Origin of the sequence: Larkinella bovis, from assembly GCF_042655385.1 — a bacterium.
Classification (GTDB): domain Bacteria; phylum Bacteroidota; class Bacteroidia; order Cytophagales; family Spirosomataceae; genus Larkinella; species Larkinella bovis.
On record NZ_JBHSMA010000003.1, the window covers coordinates 627,793 to 647,729 of the forward strand.

The 19,937-nt window shown below is 52.8% G+C and carries 17 protein-coding genes; 9 read left to right on the forward strand and 8 right to left on the reverse strand.

Features of this window, described 5'->3' with window-relative positions; translation table 11 throughout:
* Nucleotides 1-109: 109 nt before the first annotated feature.
* From ACFPMF_RS13705 to ACFPMF_RS13720, 4 genes are all read left to right on the forward strand, one after another.
* Nucleotides 110-1,408 carry a Gfo/Idh/MocA family protein gene (locus tag ACFPMF_RS13705; RefSeq protein WP_379845797.1) on the forward strand — a complete coding sequence of 433 codons (1,299 nt, stop codon included), beginning with the start codon at nucleotides 110-112 and terminating at the stop codon, nucleotides 1,406-1,408.
* Nucleotides 1,409-1,481: 73 nt separating this feature from the next.
* Nucleotides 1,482-2,585, forward strand: a complete 1,104-nt coding sequence (locus ACFPMF_RS13710) for an LBF_2804 family protein (RefSeq protein WP_379845799.1) — start codon at nucleotides 1,482-1,484, stop codon at nucleotides 2,583-2,585.
* 33 nt (nucleotides 2,586-2,618) lie between these two features.
* Nucleotides 2,619-3,602, forward strand: coding sequence for a nucleoside hydrolase (locus ACFPMF_RS13715; protein ID WP_379845801.1), 984 nt, complete (start codon nucleotides 2,619-2,621; stop codon nucleotides 3,600-3,602).
* Between the two features lie 155 nt (nucleotides 3,603-3,757).
* Complete coding sequence (locus tag ACFPMF_RS13720; protein ID WP_379845804.1) at nucleotides 3,758-4,084, forward strand: hypothetical protein; 327 nt, start codon at nucleotides 3,758-3,760, stop codon at nucleotides 4,082-4,084.
* Between the two features lie 38 nt (nucleotides 4,085-4,122).
* On the opposite strand, the gene ACFPMF_RS13725 is transcribed toward ACFPMF_RS13720, so the two are convergent.
* The 5 genes from ACFPMF_RS13725 to mutY all read right to left on the reverse strand — a co-directional run bounded on the left by ACFPMF_RS13725 (nucleotide 4,123) and on the right by mutY (nucleotide 10,239).
* Nucleotides 4,123-5,670: a M20/M25/M40 family metallo-hydrolase gene (locus ACFPMF_RS13725; RefSeq protein WP_379845807.1), complete on the reverse strand. Its 1,548-nt coding sequence runs from the start codon at nucleotides 5,668-5,670 to the stop codon at nucleotides 4,123-4,125.
* A gap of 148 nt (nucleotides 5,671-5,818) precedes the next feature.
* On the reverse strand, nucleotides 5,819-7,177 hold the full coding sequence (locus ACFPMF_RS13730) for a PrsW family glutamic-type intramembrane protease (protein WP_379845809.1): 1,359 nt from the start codon (nucleotides 7,175-7,177) through the stop codon (nucleotides 5,819-5,821).
* Between the two features lie 15 nt (nucleotides 7,178-7,192).
* Nucleotides 7,193-8,533 carry a gliding motility-associated protein GldE gene (gene gldE / locus ACFPMF_RS13735; RefSeq protein WP_379845811.1) on the reverse strand — a complete coding sequence of 447 codons (1,341 nt, stop codon included), beginning with the start codon at nucleotides 8,531-8,533 and terminating at the stop codon, nucleotides 7,193-7,195.
* A 31-nt stretch (nucleotides 8,534-8,564) separates the two neighbouring features.
* The gene (locus ACFPMF_RS13740) at nucleotides 8,565-9,098 is read right to left on the reverse strand and encodes a single-stranded DNA-binding protein (RefSeq protein WP_379845814.1); all 534 of its coding nucleotides are present in this window, start codon (nucleotides 9,096-9,098) and stop codon (nucleotides 8,565-8,567) included.
* A gap of 52 nt (nucleotides 9,099-9,150) precedes the next feature.
* Nucleotides 9,151-10,239 carry an A/G-specific adenine glycosylase gene (gene mutY / locus ACFPMF_RS13745; protein WP_379845817.1) on the reverse strand — a complete coding sequence of 363 codons (1,089 nt, stop codon included), beginning with the start codon at nucleotides 10,237-10,239 and terminating at the stop codon, nucleotides 9,151-9,153.
* A 142-nt stretch (nucleotides 10,240-10,381) separates the two neighbouring features.
* On the opposite strand from mutY, the gene ACFPMF_RS13750 reads away from it, so the two are divergent.
* From ACFPMF_RS13750 to ACFPMF_RS13765, 4 genes are all read left to right on the forward strand, one after another.
* Nucleotides 10,382-10,687 (forward strand): HU family DNA-binding protein, encoded by a 306-nt coding sequence (locus ACFPMF_RS13750; protein WP_379845820.1) that lies wholly within the window; start codon nucleotides 10,382-10,384, stop codon nucleotides 10,685-10,687.
* A gap of 81 nt (nucleotides 10,688-10,768) precedes the next feature.
* Nucleotides 10,769-11,611, forward strand: a complete 843-nt coding sequence (locus ACFPMF_RS13755; protein WP_379845823.1) for a tetratricopeptide repeat protein — start codon at nucleotides 10,769-10,771, stop codon at nucleotides 11,609-11,611.
* Nucleotides 11,612-12,014: 403 nt separating this feature from the next.
* The gene (locus ACFPMF_RS13760; RefSeq protein WP_379845825.1) at nucleotides 12,015-13,577 is read left to right on the forward strand and encodes an Rne/Rng family ribonuclease; all 1,563 of its coding nucleotides are present in this window, start codon (nucleotides 12,015-12,017) and stop codon (nucleotides 13,575-13,577) included.
* A gap of 134 nt (nucleotides 13,578-13,711) precedes the next feature.
* A complete protein-coding gene (locus tag ACFPMF_RS13765) occupies nucleotides 13,712-14,428 on the forward strand; it encodes a TVP38/TMEM64 family protein (RefSeq protein ID WP_379845828.1) in 717 nt (238 codons plus the stop codon).
* Between the two features lie 16 nt (nucleotides 14,429-14,444).
* Here ACFPMF_RS13765 and ACFPMF_RS13770 read toward each other — a convergent pair whose 3' ends face one another.
* The 3 genes from ACFPMF_RS13770 to ACFPMF_RS13780 all read right to left on the reverse strand — a co-directional run bounded on the left by ACFPMF_RS13770 (nucleotide 14,445) and on the right by ACFPMF_RS13780 (nucleotide 19,024).
* Nucleotides 14,445-15,506, reverse strand: a complete 1,062-nt coding sequence (locus ACFPMF_RS13770; RefSeq protein WP_379845831.1) for an NAD-dependent epimerase/dehydratase family protein — start codon at nucleotides 15,504-15,506, stop codon at nucleotides 14,445-14,447.
* A gap of 79 nt (nucleotides 15,507-15,585) precedes the next feature.
* Entirely contained in the window at nucleotides 15,586-17,529 is a 1,944-nt protein-coding gene (locus tag ACFPMF_RS13775) for a KUP/HAK/KT family potassium transporter (RefSeq protein WP_379845834.1), read from the reverse strand.
* A 181-nt stretch (nucleotides 17,530-17,710) separates the two neighbouring features.
* On the reverse strand, nucleotides 17,711-19,024 hold the full coding sequence (locus ACFPMF_RS13780; RefSeq protein ID WP_379845897.1) for an Nramp family divalent metal transporter: 1,314 nt from the start codon (nucleotides 19,022-19,024) through the stop codon (nucleotides 17,711-17,713).
* A gap of 244 nt (nucleotides 19,025-19,268) precedes the next feature.
* Between ACFPMF_RS13780 and ACFPMF_RS13785 the strand changes: the two genes are divergently transcribed.
* Complete coding sequence (locus ACFPMF_RS13785; protein ID WP_379845836.1) at nucleotides 19,269-19,922, forward strand: metal-dependent transcriptional regulator; 654 nt, start codon at nucleotides 19,269-19,271, stop codon at nucleotides 19,920-19,922.
* Nucleotides 19,923-19,937 lie beyond the last annotated feature (15 nt).

Genomic DNA, 19,937 nt, shown 5'->3' on the forward strand with positions numbered 1-19,937 from the left:
ATCCATTAACCAGCATCCAGCTCACAAAGGTACGGGGGTTTGCGTAGAAAGTTTGTGATTACCTGTCAGATTCCGTAGTTTTCGTGGACTATTTCTTCCCGACATTGTTATGAATCGTTCTGATTTTTTGAAGACATCGGCCCTGGCCGGTGCTGCGGTAATGAGCCGTCCGTTGATTACCCTGGCCCAACAATCCATGTACCGAACGGCCCTGGTCGGAACCGGCTGGTGGGGGAACAACATCCTGCGTTGCGCCATGCAGTCCGGGCAGTCGAAACTGGTAGCCCTCTGTGATGTCGATCAGCGCCAACTGGCCAAAACCACCGAAGAATTTTCGAAACTTACCAGTGATAAACCGAAACTGTACCGGGATTTCCGGGAAATGCTTTCCCGCGAAAAACCGGATATCGTGATCGTGGCCACGCCCGACCATTGGCACCCGCTCATCGCCATCGAAGCCATGAAACAGGGGGCGCACGTTTACGTGGAAAAACCGATCGGCCACACGATCAATGAAGGCCGGGCCATGGTAAAAACCGCCCGGCAAACCGGTAAAGTGTGCCAGGTCGGCACACACCGGCGCGTTTCGCCCCATAACGTGTCGGGAATGGAGTTTCTGAAATCCGGCAAAGCAGGGAAAATCGGCATGGCCCGGGCGTTTGTGCATTACGCGGGCGGAGCGGGGCAGCGGGTGCCCGATGAAGAAGCCCCGAAAGAACTCGACTGGGATTTCTGGTGCGGACCGGCCCCATTGCGACCTTATAACCGGACCATGCATCCGCGCGGTTTCCGGCAGTTTCTGGATTACGGCAACGGGACGCTGGGCGACTGGGGTATTCACTGGATGGACCAGATTCTGTGGTGGACCGAAGAGAAGTTTCCCAAAAAAGTATTCAGCACCGGTGGGCGTTCCATCAAGAAAGACAATACCAACGCGCCCGATCATCAGGTGACGAGCTTCGAATTTGAAGATTTTACGGCGGTTTGGGAACACCGGACGTTTGCGGGCAATACGGCCGAAAAAACGCACCCCCAACAGGCCGTCGGCGTGTATTTCTACGGCACGGAAGGGACGTTTCACATGGGCTGGCTCGACGGCTGGACGTTCTATCCGGCGGATTCCAAAAAACCGGTGATTCACCAGGATGCGCAACTGAACAAACCGGACGACCAGAATATTGCGCAGCTTTGGGACGATTTTCTGAAAGCGATTAAAACCAAAAGCCTGCCGACTTCCGATATCGAAATCGGCCACCGCTCCACCAATATGGCTCTGCTGGGCATGCTGTCGTATAAACTGGGCCGCAGCATTGAGTGGGACGGGGAGAAAGAACTGATCAAAAACGACGCCGAAGCCAATAAGCTTCTGAGCCGCCAGTATCGGGGCGAATGGAAATACCCGGTTTAACGGACCTGCGGGGCAGAAGATGAAAACAGCTTACCCCTTTATGGAGTTATAAAAGGGTAAGCTGTTTTCATGCATGTCCGACTCCACCGACTCCACTGGCGATTTTGACCAGGCCTCCGCTGGCCGGACTACACTTCGTTATCTGGCCCGTGCCATGCACACCGACCACCCGTCAGATGAACCGTTTGTGTTGAATACCAACGAACGGCAGACTATTTACCGGATCAAGGGGGGCATCATGCTGGTAACGTCCGCGTTGGGAGTGCTTGGCATCTGGGCCTTTTACCTGCCGCACGTGCTCTGGACCGACTGGTTTGTCGAAACCCATACCGCGATGGGCGACTGGCCCCTGATTAGTATTTTATTTGCCCTGCTGGTCCTTTACGTACTTTGGCATGCCCTGATTCTGGTCCATACGGGAGCCATCCGACTGGTCGAAATCACCTGCCAGTTTCCCCGTTACCACGATAGTGCTTATCCGCGCCATGTGCAGCAACTGGCGGAAAATAGCCCGCAACGGCCTATCTTTCGCCTGCGGCTACGTCCCCGTCCGCTGCTTCCCTGGACGCTGGGCAGTTATCTGATGACGATTTTGCTGCTGGCTTTCGGAAGTAACAGCCTCCTGCAACTGTTGCTGCACCTGTGGGGTGAAAAACCGGTTTCAAATTTCGTCATGGTGCTGACGAGTACGCTGGTGGTGGCAGTCTGGATGGGGTGGGCAACCCACCAGATTCTGCAACAGGCCCAGATTCGGGTGATGGTTCCGCTGACGATCCGGCAATTTACCAACGAACTGGTCGAAGAGTTCGGCCGGGATCCCGCCTTTCGGCATCGGGTGGCAACGGTTTTATCGCTGGCCGGTGTTTCCGGAAAACCGGCTACGTATCCCCATTTGTTACTCCTCGAAGCCCTGACGAACAGGTTTCTGATCGAGCCGGATAAAATGCCAGTCGCCGACCTGGCTTCCGGATCGGAGCAACTACTGGATGCTTCTGCTGCGGTTCGCCAGGGCCTGGAACGGCTTTTTATGTTTACGATCCTGATTGACGGCCATTTGTCATCGCCGGAACGCCAGCAGCTCCGGCTGTGGCAAAAAGCCGGAATGACGAAAACCTCGCTGGCCGAAGCCGAATCGATGCGCAGAAAATTTGTGCGAGGGGAGGGGTTGTGGGTGTAATTTCGGAACTTTGCCCGCAAATTCCCTATTCCGATGAAATCCTTCCTGACCCTTTTCCTACTGGCCTGTACCGGCGTTGCTGTTGCTCAAAACCGTCCGAAAGCGCCTGTTTCCATTATTTTAGACACCGACATTGGCCCCGATTATGACGATGTAGGGGCTATGGCGGTTCTGCACGCCCTGGCTGACAAAGGCGAAGCCCGACCGCTGGCGGTTATTGCCTCCAACAAACACGAACTGGTGGTGCCCACGATTGATGTCCTGAACACCTATTTCGGTCGCCCTAATCTGCCAACGGGGATTCCCAAAGGCCCGGGCGTGGTAGACGGTGCCTGGCAGAAATGGCCCGAAATGCTGGTCGCTAACTACCCGCATAAAATTCGGTCGAGCAACGACGCGCCGGATGCCATAACGACTTACCGGCAACTGCTGGCCAAAGAGCCCGATCGCAGCGTCACCATTGTAACCGTTGGTTTTCTGACCAATATGGCCGATTTACTGACCTCAAAACCGGATCAATATTCGCCACTGGATGGAAAATCGCTGGTGAAGCAGAAAGTCAGAGAACTGGTGGCGATGGCGGGTGCTTTCCCGAAAGGACGGGAGTTCAATGTTTACAAGGATTCCGTTGCGTCCGAAAAAGCCTTCACAAACTGGCCGACGCCGGTCATTTTCAGCGGGTTTGAAATTGGGAAGGTAATTAAAACCGGGCCGCGACTGGTGGCAAACCCGAGCCTGAAAAGCCCGGTCAAGGATGTTTTTGCCCTCTGTATGCCGAAATCGAAACAGGATGCCGACGGTCGGATGAGCTGGGATCAGACGGCGGTTTTGGTGGCGATTCGGGGGGGCGAACCATATTACGGCCTGAAGCAGGGGCGGTTTGTTCTCAATGGCGGAACCAACAGCTGGCAGGACGACCCGAACGGCCCGCATTATTACCTGACCGAAAAGATGCCAGCGGCCCGGATTACGGAAATTATTGAAACCCTAATGATGCACCAGCCCGGCAGGAACTGAAAACCGGTCAGGCGGTGAGATGTGCGCGGAGTGCCGATAATCGTTATCAAAGTCAATAGGGGTAAATTGCAGAAATTTGGATTTTTTTGTGATCGAAGACTGGAGAATTAGCACGATGTTTGCTAAATTTGGGTTGCCCATCGTATAACTCGGTTATGTTCAGACAGCTTTTTACCAATCTTGCGGGTCGCGTGCAACTTCGGATTACTCAGTTTGGAATGAAAGAATGGATTTTACTCATCTATTTCTTTCTTCAACCTTTCGTCTGGCTGCAATGTGTCGACGGTTTTGACTACGCCTGGCATTTGCTCCAAATTGCGAGTTTGTTTGCCACCGCCGACATTGCCGAACACATAGTTGCGGCTTTTCAGGGCCAGCTAGAAAGCAAACAACTCATGACCCGGATCAAGGAATGGGGGCTGATCGTTTCGGCGGCTGCCTTCGTGATTTTGTGCGTAGAGAGCATTATGATCGGGTTGTAACCAGGGCTACAACCCGAAAGAGTCTGTTTGGAAAACCGCTACCGGCCGGATTCGGCGGTTTCCTTCTTCAGCGGAATTTTCTGATCGCGCATGGCGGCATTGTACACGAACGAAGCCACGATGGTCGATGCCTGTTTCAGATCATCGGCAATCAGGTGATCGTAAGTATCCATGTTCGTGTGGTGCGTGCGGGTGCTGTACTCGATACCGTCCTGAATAAAGCCAAAACCGGCCAGCCCCACCCGGTCGAACGACACGTGATCGGTCCCTCCGCTGCTTTTCGGGGCAATGGTGGTTGCGCCCAGATCATGAAACGGTTCGAGCCATTGGGCGAAAATTGGCCCGGCGGCCGTGTTATTCTGCAAGTAAATACCGCGGATTTTCCCGGTTCCGTTATCAACATTGAAATAAGCGGCCAGTTGCTCGCCTTCTTTCGTGAATTTCCTGGTATTGGGGTCGATAAAATGCTTCGCAACGTAATTTTTAGAACCGTGTAAGCCCTGTTCTTCACCGCTCCAAAGCGCAATCCGGATAGTTCGACGCGGTTTCAGGCCCAGGGTTTTCAGAATCCGGACAGCTTCCATCATCACTGAGCAGCCAGCCGCATTGTCCGTGGCACCGGTAGCCGCGTGCCAGGAGTCGAGGTGAGCGCCCAACATCACTACTTCCTCTTTCAGTTTGGGATCAGAACCGGGGATTTCGGCAATGACGTTGTAACCTTTCGTGTCGGTTGTAAAAAACCGGGTTTTGACGTCCAGCTCCAGCTTAACCGGTACGCCCGCTTTTGCCAACCGGCTCAGACTCAGGTAGTCTTCCACCGAAATTGTCAGGTCGGCCAGGTCGTCATGGGCTGTTCCACTGGCGGCATTCGCAAAATCGCCACTGACAAACAGCGTTCCGTCTTTGCTCAACTGGCTGGTATTCAGAATTGCCAGCGCCCCGCCCTGCTTCGCCAGTTTGCGCATTTTCTGGTTGAAGGCGTTGCGGGTCCGCATGGCCTGGATCAGGCTGCGGTAGGAGGAGTCGCGGGGGGCGGAATCATCCTTTTCCATTTTGGCGAGGTCTTCCGCCGTAAACCGCCGGGCGTCCGGATTGAACGATGGGCTGATGGCAAACGGCTGGTGAATCAGAATGACTTTATTTTTGAGCTTGTCGCGGTAGCCTTCCAGCGCCGTCGTATCTGATTCATCGATGTACAGGATTTCGGCCTGTTGCAGTTTATCGGTTCCGCCACTCCAGGCGCGGGGCACGGCGATGAGGGTTTTGTAATACGGGGCCGTCATAGCGATGTAACTGCGTTCAATTTCCCAGCCTTTGCCCCATTCGCCCCAGGGTTCCAGCCTGGCGTTTTGCAGCCCCCATTCCGTTAACTTATTTTTCGACCAGTTGGCGGCTTTCATAAAACCGGGTCCCTGCAGGCGTGGGCCGTTCACATCCGTCAGGTAAAAAGCGGTTTCCATGACTTTGGAGCGGTTCAGGCCCTCTTCCCGGATTTTTTTGACAACGGTTAAATCCGGTTTGTCTTTCTGGCCGAAAGATGCCAGCGAAAAACCGGTCAGCAGGCATAGCAGCAGTTGCCTTTTCATTGCATAAATACGTTTAGGTTGTGTTACTAAAGTAGTGATTTAGTAAATCATCACCTATCCCAACGTGCTGGTTATTTGATAATTACAATCGGGTCTGCGAATAGTCAATTGCGAATGGGGCGTTTATGAAAAAGGCATAAACCGGGTATTACGGCCGAATAAGCGTGGTTTCGCCTTCCCGCTGGGCTTTCTTGATCTGTTTCAACCCTTCCTGAATCAGGCTCAGGACCATGACCCAGCCGAGTAACCCCAGCAAAATATGCTTGAACTGGATGCCAAAAATGGAAGGCAGCAGGGGCAGGTCGAAACCCGCATTCCAGAGCATGTGCATGACCACAACGAGAAAGAATATCCGGAGAAACGATTTCTGGCGCAGCAACTCCCACCGGAAGTTACCGAAGCCTTTTAATCGCCAGACCGCGGCCGCGGTGGTGGCTGTCCAGATGATGTGCGCAAACGGGGCCATGATACCCCGTGCCACGATGTTCGCCAGGGCCACTTCCACCGAGCCGTATTCCAGGAGAGCAACAAAGGCGTACCCTGCCGATTCAAACGCGGCAAAACCGGTGCCAACGGCCGCGCCGAACAGCAATCCGTTCAGAATCCAGGGGTATTTTCGCTTGTTGCGCATCAGGGCCAGCACGGTCAGCAGTTTCCCGGATTCTTCGACAATACCGGCGCTCGAGGCCCCCAGCCAGCTCGATAGAAAGCCGACGTTACTGAAAAACAGGAGCGAAATCAGGATGGATAGAATACCGCCGGTGAACAACAGCTTGACGGTCTGGTACAGCGAGACATTCTGGGGGGCGTTCATTTCCCAGAAAAAAATCAGACACGCAAACGGCACGGCAAACGCACCCACAAAGAGCAAACCGGGAATAACGATGATGTTACTAAACTGCGCGACGCCGAGGTATAATCCCCAGAAAACCAGCAGGGCGGCACTCGCTATCCGTGCGAACAGCCAGGGCTGTGGCCAGGAGGCCGCTACGGCGCCAAGGGGTGGGGTCGTGTCGCTGGTACCGACGGTAAACGCTTTCTCGATGTCTTCATCCGTTCGTTTTTCACCGATTCGGGAGAAAATGGCTTTCAGGCTGAAATCCTTATCCAGTTGGTCGATCCCGGCGAAACTGGAAAACCGCTGAAACGGCTCGCCAAACTGGTGATCGGTCGACGAGGCTGCCGGTTGATCTGATTTCAATAACCGCCAGAGCGAAGTGCCAATCTGGAGCGTATCGATTCCCGGTGCCATCTCGCCCGCCATGGCCGGCGCACCGTTGAGTCGAATGTATTGATTGTCAACGGTATGAAATTGAACCCGACCGCCATCGAAAAACAGGTTCAGGTGCTGGTCGGCCACATACGGATCGGCCAGGCGGTAAGTGCTCTGGGTGCCACTGCCCAGTAACAGGCGCAGATAAGGAGTTAACGCAATGGTTTTCCCGGCGTCGGGGCCAACGTAGCATTGCAGCGTAAAAAGATCAGGCGGTGGTGGTGGGGTCTGCATGCCGGCGTCAACGGGTTAGGCTTGCTGATTAACTAGTTGTTGATTTTTCACAATCTCAACGTGCTGAATTCGCTTATTATCCGCAGAAAGCACTTTAAAGGTAAAATCGCCGTAACTTACCTCCTGACCGGTTTCGGGAACCCGCGTGAATAATTCCAGCAGCAAACCGCCCAGCGATTCACTTTCGCCTTTCACCTCGTCAAAATAGGTGATATCGACGTTTAAGACGCGGCAGACATCGGTTAGCAGGAGCTTTCCTTCAACAATAATGGTCTGTTCGTCAACGCGTTGGTAGGGGATAGACTCCTCCTCGTCGAATTCATCGTTAATATCGCCAAAAATTTCTTCAATGATATCTTCCAGCGTAATCAGGCCGCGTGTTCCGCCGTATTCGTCGACCACAATGGCCATATGAACCCGCCGTTTCTGAAAGTCCTGGAGCAAATCGTCAATTTTTTTGGTTTCCGGGATGAAAAAAACCGGTCGAATCAGCGTCTGCCAGGGAAACGATGCGTCATTATCGAGGTGAGGTAATAAATCCTTCAGATACAGAATGCCCTCGATTTCGTCCAGGGATTCCTTGTAAACCGGCATTCTTGAATAGCCCGACTGATTGATTTCCGTTAGTAGATCCGTAAAACTCAGATCGTACCGAAAAGCCGTGATATCGACCCGCGCCCGCATGGCCTGCCGGGCGGTCAGATTGCTGAAATTAACGATTCCCTTGATCAACTCGCGTTCTTCGTGCGTCGATTCGCGGCTGGTGAGTTCAACGGCCTGGTTGAGTTCTTCCATCGAAACCTTGTAGCCGCGTCGCTGGATACGCTGGTCGATCACACTGGTCAGGCTTACCAACAAAACCGATAAGGGCCGGAACAGCGCCGAAGCCAGCGCAACCAGGGGGGCCGTGCGTCGGGCTACCGACAGGCTGTTCTGGCTGGCGTAGACTTTCGGGATGATTTCGCCGAACAGGACAATCATCAGGGTAACAATCACGGTTACACTGGCCAGTACCCAACCGGAAGTCGGGTCGAGCTGACTCAGCTTCCAGACCAGGTACGTCACAATAACGACAATGGCGATATTGAGTAAGTTATTGAAAATCAGGAGAGAGGCCAGAAGCCGGCGCGGTCGGTCGAGCAGGTTCAGGATCCGGCGCTCGGCGGCATTGTCGCTGCTGCGGCAAAAAGCGCGGTCGTCGGAAGATAGGGAAAAAAACGCGGCCTCGGAAGCCGAAACGATGGCCGCCAACGCCAGAAGAACCAGCAGAATGGCGGCATAGGGGCCATAAAAACCAAGGTAGGAGCTCCAGACATCAGCCTGAAGCTCCTTACCCGAAAGCGGATCGCTATCCATGTACGTGTTGCTAGGTGGACAATGCGTTGGCTTAGAACGGCAAATCGTCGTCGCCACCGGTACTCATATCGTCGGGAACGGGTTCCGGTTTGCGGGCCGCCGGAGCCTGCCGTGCGGGAGCCGGTTGAGGAGCCGCCGGACGGGCCGGGGCTTCGGCGCGCGGACTCGGTGCGGCCTGTTGCCGGGGTGCCGGAGCGGTTTCGGCGTAGGATTCGCCCGAATCCCCACCGTCCTGACGACCACCGAGGAACTGGAACGTCGTGGCCCGAACCGTCAGTGAAAACCGCTCCTTGCCTTCGCGATCGGTATAGGTTTCGGTTCTCAAGCGACCTTCGACATAAATCTGTTGCCCTTTACGGACATATTTTTCAATGGTTTTGGCCTGTTCGTTCCAGACTTCGACCCGAAACCATTCCGTTTGATCAACTTGTTCTCCGGTGCGGGTGGTGTAGCGTTCGTTGGTGGCAACGCTAAATTTGGCAACTACCGACCCACCATCGAGATAGCGAACTTCGGGATCGTTACCAACATTGCCAATCAGAATCACTTTGTTCATGCTTGCCATAAAATGGTAAATAAAATAGTGAATTGATAAGTACTAAAGCAAGTAAAAATAGCTAAAAATGAAGACTTTTCAAATAGTCAACTACTAAAATTGGCTTCGGTAACTGTTCTAAATCAGCCGGTTCATAAAAAAATAAGCCAGCCGGTAAGGGCACGGTTCGGTCCTCCGGAAGGTCGATGCGCCAGAACCGGGCCCGGATGCGCTGGTGTGACAAAACGTGCGTCCGTTCGGCCGATAATCCCTTCAGAATGCCTTCCTGCAAGACCCAGTTTAGGACGTCTCCTTCCGGCAATTCGCGGAAGGCTTCCAGGGGTTCTTCGGTTTCGACCAGGCAGAAATCGTACAGGTGTTGCCAGATGTCTTTCTGCGTCCGTTCTTTCAGCGCAAGGCGGTTTCCCTGCCGGATCACAAGGTAGTTAAAATACCGGTCGCGGACGGCGGTTTTCTTACTTTTTACCGGCAAAAACCGCTGCCGCCCGGTCTGGTAGGCATCGCAAACCGGCTGGAATGGGCAGATCAGGCAGTCGGGTGAGACCGGAGTGCACTGAATGGCCCCGAATTCCATGATGGCCTGGTTGTACGTCGCCGGATCGTCCGTCTGTTGAATCAACTCAGTGGCCAGTCGGGAAAACGTCTTTTTGGCCGGACCGGTGATGATGTCGTCTTCGATACCAAACACCCGGGCCAGCACGCGGTATACGTTTCCGTCGAGCACGGCCACTTTTTCGTTAAACGCAAAGGAAGCAATAGCCGCTGCCGTGTAGGTTCCAATACCCGGCAGTTTCAACAGAGCCTCATACGTGTTTGGAAATTGCCCTTTCAGTTCGTTGGCGACGTAGTGGGCGGTGCGGTGCATGTTGCGGGCGCGGGAATAGTAGCCCAGGCCCTGCCAGAGCCGCAGCAAATCGCGCTCGTCGGCGTCGGCCATCGACTGCACGGTCGGGTAAGCGGCCACGAAGCGTTCGTAGTAGGGACGGCCCTGTACAACCCGCGTTTGCTGCAGAATAACCTCTGATAACCAGATGAAATACGGATCGCGGGTGTGCCGCCAGGGCAAATCCCGTTTGTGGTGCTCATACCATCCGGAAAGGGTACGGGCAAAACCGGTTTTTATGTCGTCGGAGTCTGAAAACCAATCCAAAACTAATCGTAACTTGGTGTTGTTGAGAAGAAAAAACCGGGAATAGTGTTTTTTCTCTAGCAGGAAAAATCTACCTTTGTGCTCCCAATTTAGAGAGGCTTTTTTTTCAACAACTGATTGAACCTTAAAGTTTAGTACGAACGTGACGAAAGCAGACGTAATCGCAGAAATTGCCGAGAAGACAGGAATCGACAAGGCAGATGTTCAACACACCATTGAGACATTCTTCACTGTAATTAAGAATAACCTGGCGAAGAATGAGAACATCTACGTGAGAGGGTTCGGCAGTTTTATCAACAAAAAGAGAGCCCGTAAAGTGGCCCGGAACATCTCCAAGAACACGGCGATGGTTATCGACGAGCATTTTATCCCCAGCTTCAAGCCGGCCAAGGTGTTTGTTGAGCAAGTAAAAACTCAGGTTAAACGGAGCGAAAACGTTTCGGCTTAATCGTAATCAGATCAAAGAGATGAGAGATTAGACAAGGGCAGGAATCTCGTATCTCTTGTCTAATTTCTCATGTCTGTTAACATGAACAAATCAATTTTTCTTGTCATCGGGGTCGGTATCCTCTTAACGGTTGGCTTATACAGCCTGCCGAAAGTGGTGGTTCGGAACGAGGACCGGAAACTGACCAACGAACAGACGACGGATGCCAGTACCGCCGTTCGGGATACCGCCGTATTACGGACCGATCGGACTGACGTTCATACGGTTAGCCTTTCACCCAAGCAGCAGCAGGAACTCAGCCAATTGAAGAATCGTTTTCAATCGGTTGACGCCAAGCAAAAACCGGTTGTCGGGGCTGAACTGATTCAGGCGTATCGAAAAGTCAGCCGGTACGATAGTGCCGCGCATATTGCCGGGCAACTGGCCGAACTGGCACCGACCGAGATCAACATCCTGCGCGCCGGAGATTTGTACTACGAAGCGTACGGTTTTGCGGCCGACAATCAGAAGCTGACCGTTTTAGGAACGAAAACCCGGGAGTTCTACCAGAAAGCCCTCGATCGTAATCCGAACCTGCTGGCGGCCAAGGCGAACATGGCGATGACCTACGTGTCGACCGAAACGCCGATGCAGGGGATTCTGTTGCTGCGGGATGTGCTGAAGGAAGATCCGACCAACGAACTGGCGCTGTTCAACATGGGGCTGTTGTCGATGCGATCGGGCCAATATAACCGGGCTGTCGAGCGATTCCAGGCTATTTTGAAGAACCATCCGGACAACACGAAAGCACAGTTTTACCTGGCCATCAGTCTGGGGGAGATGGGTCGTAAAGAGGAAGCCCGGCAATTGCTGGCCAAAGTGAAAACGAAGGAGAAAGACCCGACCATTCAGGCGGCTATCAAAGAACTGGAACAGAATTTGTAACCCGAATGGGATACTGGTTTAAAGGAAGGTGATGATTAAAAACAGTTGGCTGGTTAAGTGAATAAAATACTCCTTAACCCCTCAACCGTCTCGTCAACCCTCGGATCCTTTTAACCATCAATCCATTCAGCCATTTTAAACCATTTAAACATATTTACCATTATGCCTTGCGGAAAGAAGAGAAAACGCCACAAAATTGCTACCCACAAGCGGAAAAAGCGCCTGAGAAAGAATCGCCATAAGAAAAAATAAGGTAGGCCACCTGCGGGTGGAGTTTTACCGGACAGGCTGGCCAATCGGAAGACTTATTCGCTTGTGCAACAGGGGTTAGCCCTGAATGCCAGCGAACCGATTGCCCGGCCTTTTTCTTTATTTTCAGGCCTCTTAACCGCACATTCATCTTGTGAGTAATGAATTAGTAATTAGTTCGACTCAGAAAGGTGATCGGATAGCACTTTTGCAAGACAAAAGACTGCTGGAATATCACGTTGAAGAGTCGGACAGCAGCTTTACCGTCGGCGATATTTACTTAGGGACAGTTAAAAAATTAGTGACGGGCCTCAATGCGGCATTTGTCGACATTGGTTACGAAAAAGATGCATTTCTGCATTATTTGGACCTGGGCTCCAACATTAATTCGCTTAACAAATTCACGAAAGATGTCATCGCCAAACGGGCCAATACCGGGAAGCTGAATAACTTCAAGCTCGAACCCGAGATCGACAAACTCGGGAAAATCGACAAGGTATTGAGTAAGAATGCACCCATTCTGGTGCAGGTTGTCAAAGAACCCATCTCGACCAAAGGGCCGCGTTTATCCTGCGATATCTCCATCGCGGGGCGGTATCTGGTATTGGTGCCCTTTGCCAATACGGTCAATATGTCCAAAAAAATTACGGATAAAACCGAGCGGACGCGCCTGATGCGCCTGATGTCGTCGATCAAACCGCAAAATTTTGGGGTGATCGTCCGCACGGTGGCGCAGGGAAAAGACGTTGAAGAACTCGACCGCGACCTGACCAATTCCCTCGAAAAGTGGGAAAAAGGGATTGCGCTCCTGCGCGACGCCAAACCCCGCGACCGTATCATTGGCGAGATGAACCGGGCTTCATCCATCCTCCGCGACATGCTGAACGAATCGTTCGATAGCATTACCGTCGATACGCGGGAGATGTATGATGAAATTAAAACGTACATCCACACGATTGCCCCCGAAAAAGAAAAGATCGTCAAGTTCTACAACAACAACAAGACGAAGGTTTTCGAACAGTTCGGGCTGGAAAAACAGATTAAATCCCTATTCGGTCGGTCGGTGAGCCTGCCCGGCGGGGGGTATCTGATCATTGAGCACACGGAGGCTCTCCACGTCATCGACGTCAACAGTGGTAACAAGTCGAACTCCGAAGAAGATCAGGAAGCGACCGCTGTCAGCGTGAACAAGGAGGCTGCGAAAGAAATTGCCCGCCAGCTCCGGCTGCGCGATATGGGTGGAATCATTGTCGTCGATTTTATCGACATGAAGAAACCCGACAACAAAAAAATGATTTTCGACGTGATGCGCGAGGAAATGAAAACCGACCGCTCCAAGTTTACCATTTTGCCGCTGACGAAATTTGGTCTGATGCAGATTACGCGGCAACGGGTACGTCCGGAAATCAACATTGTTACCAAAGAAGTTTGCCCTACTTGTGGCGGCACCGGAACGATTCAGGCCAGTATCCTGATTACCGACGCCATCGAGCAGAACTTAGACTATATTCTGACCCGCCAGAACGAGCGGGGTGTGCAGATCATGATGCACCCCTACCTCTACGCGTATTATACCGCGGGCTGGTGGTCAAAACAAATGCAATGGTTCTGGAAACATAAAACCTGGGTTACGCTGACCAAAGACAGTTCGTTCGGGATCAACGAATTCAAGTTCTACAACAAACAGGGTGAGGAAATTGAGGTAACCATCGCTTGATTGTAATCGCACTTCCGTTCCAGAAAACCGCCCCCTAGGGGCGGTTTTCTGTGTTTTACGGCTGCCGGTTTGCGGTTCTCCTGAACCGCAAACCGGCCGATTTCGGTTAGGTACCTAAAGCCCGTGCGAAAAGTATGTCTTCATCCGATTCACATTCTCCAAAACCGTCCCGGTGGCAACACGCTCCACTCATTGCTAGCGGGGTATTACTGGCGTCGATGGGCGTAGCCTATGCCGTGGCGCCCGAGTTCCGGTCGTTTCTGCGGGAAGCCATCGACGTTCTGTCGAGCGACGATGAACCACGGATTACCCGCTGGGTGGCCCGGTTTGGCTGGGTAGGCCCGTTGCTGCTGATCGCGGCCATGATTGCGCAGATTTTTCTGGTGATCATTCCCTCCTGGGGGTTGATGATTGTTTCCGTACTGGCCTACGGTCCGGTTTGGGGAACGGTCTTGTCGCTGGTCGCAACGGCAATTGCGGCCAGTGTGGGCTATGGGGTTGGCAAGGCTGTGGGCGACGCGGCCGTGCGGAAACTGCTGGGTGATAAAACGGAAAAAAAAGTAGCAGGTTGGGTCAGCGAATACGGTTTCTGGGCAGTGTTTTTTGCGCGAGCGTCACCGTTTATCTCGGGCGATGCGATCAGCCTCATCGGCGGTCTATCACGGATCGGTTTTCCGAAATTTATCGGCGCGACGGTTTTGGGGGCGGCCCCGCTGGCGATAGCCATTGGCTATTTTGGCGAAAATACGCAGCGGCTGAAAACCGGTTTTATCTGGATGACAGCAGTCAGCCTGCTGCTGTTCCTGGGGTATTATCTGTATCGCCGGAAGGCGAAAAAGGCGGATGAGTGATCCGCCTTTTTCGTTGTTACTTCAGAATGGGTTCGAGCGCGGCCCGGTTTTCGTCGAGCCACTTCGTAATATCGGTTACAATTTCTTTGATGCCCAATTCCGGTTTCCAGCCGGTCAGTTTCGTTACCTTCGAATTGTCGGTGATGTACAGCCGGATGTCGGCGGCCCGGTTTTCGGTCACGCTTTTGATCGGGATGGTTTTGCCGGTTACTTCCTGACAGATTTTGGTCAGTTCCTGCAGTGACGCGCTGCTTTCAATGCCCCCGCCCGCGTTCAGAATTTCGCCGTTTACCTGATCGATGTTGTGTAATTCCCAGTCGATCAGGCGGTACAGGTCGGCAATGTGCAGCATATCGCGGGTTTGCTTGCCCGTTCCGCCGTAGCCAATGTAAGCCAGTTGCTGTTCAAAATAGTGCTTGGCAATCCAGAGGACCATGACGCCCTGATCGACTTTGCCCATCTGCCACGGCCCCGTGATCACTCCACAGCGGTTGATGACGGTTTTCAGGCCAAAAAATTCCTGGTATTCCTGAATGATCAGTTCCGACGCCAGTTTGGTCGTACCGTACAGCGACCGCGCTCCGTCGAGCGGGAAATTCTCGGCAATTCCTTTCGACGAAACGCCCGGCACCGGCTGGTTGTCGGTTAGCACAAACCGGGTATCGCTTTCCTCGAAGTTGAGGGTTTCGATGGTTTTGATCGGGTACACCCGGCTCGTCGACAGAAAAATGACGTTCGCTTTGGATTTCAGCGCGAAATTCAGGCAATTGACCGTACCGAACAGGTTGGTGTTGATGAGGTAATCGGGTGTTCCGGTCAAACCGGCCAGCACCGAAGGCTCGGCGGAGGCTTCGATCAGGGTGTCAACGGGCGGAATCGGATCGAAATCTTCCTTGTTCCGAATATCGCCGTGGACGAACTGAATACCGGCCTGTGTGAGCCGGGCCACGTTTAGCTCCGAGCCTTTCCGCTTCAGGTTGTCGAGAACAAAAATTTCGTACTGTGGATAGTTGGCTTTCAGCGACAGAGCCAGCGAAGACCCCACAAAACCGGCTCCGCCGGTGATCAATAGTTTCATTTAGAATGGAAGTTAATCGGTTATGCATCAGCCGGTTTGGGAGTGATCCCGAAAACCGCAAACGGACAACCCGTGAGCATTACGTATCGATTCGTTTGAGTTTGACATTTCCGACCGGGCGGATGACCAGTGGCACTTTTTCGATCTTCACGGCGCTGCTGTCGAGGCCGAACCAGCGGTCTTCGGGCGTCGTAAAGTTCTTGACGAAGAAGTAAACATCCATCACAATCCGTTCCCGGAAGGGCAAATCGTTTTCAAAGGAAAGGAATTTCTCGAGCACCACAAACCGGAAATCGCCGATTACGTTCTGCCGGTTGAGCGATTCGTAGCGGCTCGTGATGTCCACTTCCTTGTTTTTCACCATGTCTTCGATCACCCGGCGGAAGAAGAGGTTGATCCGTTGTTCGATCCGGAAGCCGAGCCGGAACGTGACTTTATAGACATCGTCGGGCGCAATGGTGTTCACTTTGTATTCCATCGTATACGGATCGTCCGTCGTATCGACGTGGATAAACCAGTAAATATCGGCTCGTTTCGGCCGTTTCTGGAAGATGGAATAAATGATTTTCGATTCGATTTCGGCCGCCCGGGCGGCATTGCTCATGAAGACCAGGTGTGTCGCGTATTTCGGAATGCTGATGTCGCGGCTGAGTTCCTTGAACGGCTGGATGTATTGATCGATCTTGACATATTCCGTCAAACGCAGCTTGATCTTGTTGGCACTCAGCCAGATAATCATGATTCCGGCCATGATTCCGGCGATGAGCACCGATACCCAGCCGCCATGCGTGAACTTGGCGAGGTTCGCCACCAGGAAGCTCATTTCAATGCTGAGATAAAAGACTAGAAACAGCAGCACGAACCAGGCGTTGAACTTGTGGGAATACATGTAATAGCTGAACAGAATGGTACTCATCAGCATGGTCAGGGTAATGGCCAAACCGTAAGCCGCTTCCATCCGTGAAGACTCCTGGAAGTATAAAACGACCCCAATACAACCCACAAAAAGCAGCCAGTTGATGCTCGGAACGTAGAGTTGACCTTTCTTATTGGTCGGATACCGCAGCCGGACTTTGGGCCAGAAATTAAGCCGGATGGCTTCGCTGATGAGCGTGAATGCTCCGGTGATCATGGCCTGGCTGGCAATAACGGTCGCCATGGTAGCAATCACAATGCCGGCGAAAAGAAACCATTCGGGCATTAAACTGTAAAAAGGATTCCGTTCACCGAGCGGCTGGCCAATGAGACTTTCGATATACGCCCCCTGACCAAAATAGTTCAGCAGCAAACAGGCTTTGACAAATGCCCAGCTCACCCGGATGTTACCACGGCCGGTATGCCCCATGTCTGCATACAGGGCTTCCGCACCGGTGGTAGACAGAAAAACCGCCCCTAACAACCAGAAGGCACCGGGGTAATCGTTCAGGAAATGATAAACGTAATACGGGTTAACGGCCTGAAGAACAGAAGGGTCGTTCACAATGCTTAACATACCGAGGGTGCCCAGCATGGTGAACCAGAGCAGCATGATCGGGCCAAAAGCCGTTCCAACAACACTGGTTCCGAAGGTCTGGATCAGGAACAGGAAGGCCAGAATGCCAATAACGATCGGAACGGTCGGAATGTCGGGGTAGAGAATCCGGAGCCCTTCAATGGCGGACGAAACGGAAATCGGGGGCGTAATAATGCTGTCGGCCAGCAGCGCACTCCCCCCGATGATGGCCGGAATGGTCAGCCACCGGGCGTGCCGCCGGACCAGTGCATACAAGGCAAAAGTGCCCCCTTCACCCCGGTTGTCGGCCCGCAAAATCAAGATGACGTATTTGATGGTGGTTTGGAGCGTGATGGTCCAGAAAATGCAGGAAAGAGCTCCCCTGACAATATTTTCCTGAATCGGCTGATCGGGGCCCACAACACCCCGGAGAACGTACAGGGGCGAAGTGCCGATGTCGCCGTAGATAATACCCAGAGCAACCAGCAGACCCGCTGCGGTCACCTTATCCAGGTGTTTTTTATCTTCCATAGAGAATATACGCCGTACTCGTAAAGCTTGGTACAGCCGGTGAAATCCCGGTAAAGATAACGTTAAAAAAAGGACAAAGGAGCAGCTTAAACGGAAAAAGGAAACGCCCACGTTTGCTATGCCCTTTCTTGCGGTTTCTTTCTGTATTTTATTCTCTTAAATCCTGTTATTATCTAAGAATTCAGATTGTTCCGATCAGCAAAACCACGTTCAGAACGATAATCAGGCCGGCAACGAGCCAACTGAGAACCGTTAGCCAGCGGGGATTGACAAAGGCTCCCATCTTGAATTTATCGCTGGTAAACATCACCAGCGGGACGACCGCAAAACTAAGCTGGATGGAGAGGATAACCTGGCTGAATACCAGCAGTTCCGAGGTGCCGTGTTCGCCGTAGAGAATGGTAACGATCAGGGCCGGGACGATGGCAATCAGCCGGGTGATCAACCGGCGGAGCCACGGTTTTAGCCGGATATTCAGAAAACCTTCCATCACAATCTGACCGGCCAGGGTTCCGGTTAAGGTCGAGTTCTGACCGGACGCCAGCAGCGCAACGGCAAACAGGATACTGGCCAGTGTTGCGCCCAGGAGCGGATCGAGCAGCCGGTGGGCATCGGTAATATCGGCCACCTGATGATGACCGGAGTTGTGGAAAGCGGCCGCCGACAAAATCAGAATAGCGGCATTGATGAAAAACGCCATGAAGAGCGAAACCGTGGAATCGATGGTGGCAAACCGGATGGCATTCCGGCGACCGCTGTCGGTCCGGGAGAAATTCCGGGTCTGAACGATGCTGGAGTGCAGGTACAGATTATGGGGCATGACCGTGGCACCCAGAATCCCGATGGCAATGTAGAGCATCCCCGGATTGGTTACCACTTCTTTCTGGGGAACCAATCCGCCCAGCAGGGCCGATATGTCGGGCCGGGCCAGCACAAGTTCGTAGGCAAAACAGAGCAAAATGACAAAAATCAGCGCGGCTACGATGCTTTCGAGCCAGCGAAAACCCTTGTGTTGCAGGTAGAGCAGCAGTAAGACGTCCAGCGCCGTAATACAAACCCCGACGGTCAGCGGGATGCCAAACAGCAGATTCAGGGCCAGCGCCGACCCGATTACCTCCGCCAGATCACAGGCGGCAATGGCAATTTCGCACAGCACCCACAGGGCAATGGCTACCGGACGACTGAAATGATCGCGGCAGGCCTGCGCCAGATCGCGGCCCGTTGCAATGCCCAATTTGAGCGAAAGGTGCTGCAACAGCATGGCAAACAGGCTGGAAATCAGAATGACCGATAACAATGTATAACCGTATCGCGATCCGCCGGCAATATCGGTGGCCCAGTTGCCGGGGTCCATGTAGCCAACGGCTACCATCAATCCCGGCCCGGCAAAGGCCAGCAAGCGTTTATAAAAAGAGCCTGTCTCCGGAACCGGAATGCTGGCGTGAACTTCAGGCAATGACTTTGACACATTTTCCGACTTCCATCCCTGCGCCATTACGGGTGTGTTTTCAGGACGTTTGACCATTGCATTAGGTACCTGTTTACTTTCTTTATCAGTTAACGAAACAAATGTATCAAATGTTTCTAAATAAAAATTTAGATATGTCTAAAAATTTTTTGAACGGTAATAAAAAACTAAATTTGTGTACGGAAAATAACCAGCGGACCCGTGGTTCGTTTTTTGTTGCCTCAACCTGAAAATGTAAAGACTGGACGGGTTGAAAATCTGGCCTACGCCTATGCATTCATTCACGGAAGAAAATTATCTGAAGACGATTTATTACCTGGCGACCCGGCAGGAGGGCGAGGTGTCGACGAATTCGCTGGCCGAAATGACGGCCACGAAGGCCGCTTCGGTATCGGATATGCTGCGGAAACTGGCGGATAAACACCTGATTCACTATAAAAAGTACCAGGGCGTCCGGCTAACGGAAGAAGGCGAACGACTGGCTCTGAAAGTGATTCGGCGGCACCGGATCTGGGAGGTGTTTCTAGCCGAAAAACTCGGTTTTGGCTGGGACGAGGTTCACGAAATGGCCGAAGAACTGGAACATATTCGGTCGGAAGAACTGGTGGAAAAGCTGGATGCTTTTCTGGGATATCCCCAATTTGACCCCCACGGTGACCCGATTCCCAGTCCGGCGGGTGATATGCCAGCGGTTGAATATTCCAAACTGTCGGAGGTAATGGTGGGGACCGAAGTGCAGGTGATGGGCGTGCTGGAACACTCCCCGGAGTTTCTCCAGCATCTGGATAAAACCGGGCTGAACCTGGGGTGCCGGGTGCGGGTGCAGGACATTAATGCCTTTGACAAGTCGGTTTCTGTACAGATTAACCACGAAAAAACGTTGTTTGTCAGTAATGAGGTGGCCCGAAATTTATTGGTCAATTAAAACGGTGCCGGGCGG